At 45.3% G+C, this 2990-nt stretch carries 2 protein-coding genes; both read right to left on the reverse strand.

The genetic code is table 11. The features are described from left to right. Positions 1–53 precede the first annotated feature (53 nt). Complete coding sequence (locus tag CDG79_RS39975) at positions 54–836, reverse strand: CHASE3 domain-containing protein (RefSeq protein ID WP_094346978.1); 783 nt, start codon at positions 834–836, stop codon at positions 54–56. Between the two features lie 901 nt (positions 837–1737). Further along, a partial coding sequence (locus tag CDG79_RS39980; RefSeq protein WP_094346979.1) for an ammonium transporter occupies positions 1738–2990 on the reverse strand: 1253 nt, incomplete at its 5' end.

Below are 2990 nucleotides of genomic sequence, written 5' to 3' on the forward strand. Positions count from 1 at the left end.
TTTTATGTTTGATTATTTCTCGTCCTTCATCATATTAATTCAGTATTATTTTCTTAATTATCCTGACTTTTCGCTTTTATCTTGACTGTAATCTTTTTATACTTCAAGTTGAAGTGCGGAATGTGGGTTCTAAGTTCGGCAGTCCGTTTGTTAACCTCTATTTCTAACTCATCGCGAGCCTTTTCCAGAGAATTTTCCATCCGCTTGCGTTTGACAAGTTCCTGATTGGTGATCGTGGCTGCTAAACCGACGATAACAGAAGCTATAATGCTGCCCAAAATAGTCAGCAAAGTTGTTTGATGAGCGCTGGCGTTCGCCTCTAGTGTCCGCTGTTTCAACAACTTATTCTCTTCGTTCTCCATAGCTGTAGTGAGCATTCGGATCTCCTCCATGATCTGCTGACCCTGATCTGTCTGAACTATTTGCAGCGCGGACTCTAAATTTTTGTTCCTCGCGTTAATAGCCTGTTCGATCAAAACCAGTTTTTTGGCAATCAGGGGTTCAAGGCTATCGAGCCGCAGCTGTTGATTGGGGTTATCCGCAGTCAATTGGCGCAGAGCCTTAAGTTTCTGAGCAATCTCGCCAGTTGCAGTGCGATACGGTTCCAGATACCGTTCTTTGCCCGTGAGAAGATAGCCCCGTTGTCCTGTCTCTACATCTTTGAGCTGTGACATTACTTCTTTAGTCTTTTCAAGCACCTCCCGTGTATGTGTGACCCATTGAGCGTTTTCTCTATACTGGAGCAAACTCAAATACGAGACTACGCCAACACCAGCCATAATTGACACTGCTATTACAAAACTGCCCGTATTCTTTTTGTAAATAGCCCATTCCATTTTTTACCTTCCTAGTTGAAAAAGTAGCCCCTGACTAAAGTGGTAAAAACGGTGAGCCAGCGCTGTAGACCGATAACAGTCGCTCTCTACTGGCTGTCTTCTCTACAAAACGCTCCGCGAACGCAGCGTTAGCAAGCAACGTTAGGAGCGTCATGCGTTGGAGGAGCGTCTCTGAATGAGAAGGGTGATTAGCAGCCCCACTACTCGTCATAGTCCTAAGCTGAAAAACATCTAAATTGCATAATTAAATTAAATCAAACTCTTGTGGGGTAGGCATCTTGTCCACCATAATTATGCAAGGTTATTTGTCGAACAGCTTAGGAACTGATACCAAGTTTCTTAACTTCTAGAGCGAATTAACTCTAATAAAGCATATCTATATTAGTTAATGATTGTGAGCGTATATTTTCTGAGACATGGGAAGGCAAATAATAAATTTTGTGAAATTATTCAATATATTTCCGCAGCAATCTTCACGATATTTTCGGTTGCATAAATTGTTTGAATTGGCTAGGCAATCTCAGTAGTTGCACTTAAAATTTTGTACTTGTATTAGCTTGATATTAAATTGACTTTTTTAACATGTAGACTAAATAGATACAGAAAGTACTATCAGTAGACCAAAAATTCTGCATCGTTAATCGTAGCAGGCATCACCGTGCCAAAATGGGTTGCATTGTACGCACTTGGCTGAAAGCTTTGCCCTTATATAACTGGTTACTTAAGCCACGCGATCGCAACTTTCCCAGCTACATTAACTTTTTGGGTTTAGATGGTAGAGAGTAGAGCATATACTCTTAACCGACTTTTTCTCCAAAAAAAAGCCCCACCGAGTGATGGGGATGAAGACTGATGGATTTTTGGCACTTTTCTCTGTTTAGGGTGCGCTTGGCAAAACTCTCTATTTATTCACTTCTGGTAATGGAGAGCTGTCAGGGTTCACTAATGTACTAATGACATATTCAGGGTAGGCTGGTATACCATGCTCGTGTAAATCCAAACCCTCCAATTCGCCTTCTTTCGACACACGCAGTGTCCCGGTCAAATTTACCAAATACATCAACCCTAGTGCCACAGCAAATGTAGACACAGTAATAATTAGGTTGCCAATAACTTGTGCGCTCAACACTTGTATCCCTCCACCATAAAACAGACCTCTTAAGGGCGCAGAGACATCAGGTAAGATGGGGCCACTCGCGCCGAATTCACCAGTGGCAAACAAGCCCAGCGACCACGTTCCCCAGATTCCGCAAAAACCATGTACAGGAACTGCACCGATGGGGTCGTCAATCCGAAGCCATTCCAAGAGGTCTATTCCGAGAATTACAACTATGCCAGCTACCGCCCCAATGATGATAGAACCTGTTGGATTCACCCAATAGCAAGGGCAAGTAATCGCAACCAAACCCGCCAAGAAACCGTTGACCGTGAAGCTCAAATCCCACTTTTTTGTTTTCGGATATCCATAAAACAGTGCCGACAGACCGCCGGAACATGCTGCCAAGGTAGTATTAGCAGCAACCCGTCCAGTCCCCACAAAGTCCATCGCCGAGAGTGTCGAGCCGGGGTTGAAACCGTACCAGCCGAACCACAGAATCAGACCGCCGGAAGCAGCAATTACAAGGTCATGGGGCAACATTGGCCCGCCACCGTCGCGCTTGAACCGACGACCCAAACGCGGCCCGAGGACAATCGCACCCGCCAGGGCAATGAATCCCCCAATAGTGTGAACAACTGTAGAACCTGCAAAGTCATGGAAGCCGGTTCCCAAGAAAGGCAGGAAACCGTCTTTGCTGCCCATTGTTACCAGAAAACCGTCTGGCCCCCAAGCCCAGTGTCCGATAATTGGGTAGATGAATCCAGAAACGCCAAAGCTGTAGAGAAGATCGCCAATAAACCCTGTCCGCCCAATCATTGCCCCAGAGGTAATCGTCGAGCAGGTGTCTGCAAAGGCGAACTGAAACAGCCAAAATGCCAGGAACGCCACACCTGAACTTTCATAAGTCGCGGGCGCACCTTGCAAGAAGAACCAATTCAGTCCAATCAAGCCGTTACCATGACTGAACATGAAGGCAAAGCCCCAGGCATAGAACAATAAACCGCAAAGACAGGTGTCAACGATGCATTCCATCAAGACATTGACGGTTTCACGAG

The sequence above is a fragment of the Nostoc sp. 'Peltigera membranacea cyanobiont' 232 genome (genome assembly GCF_002245985.1).
In the GTDB taxonomy this organism is placed as follows: domain Bacteria; phylum Cyanobacteriota; class Cyanobacteriia; order Cyanobacteriales; family Nostocaceae; genus Nostoc.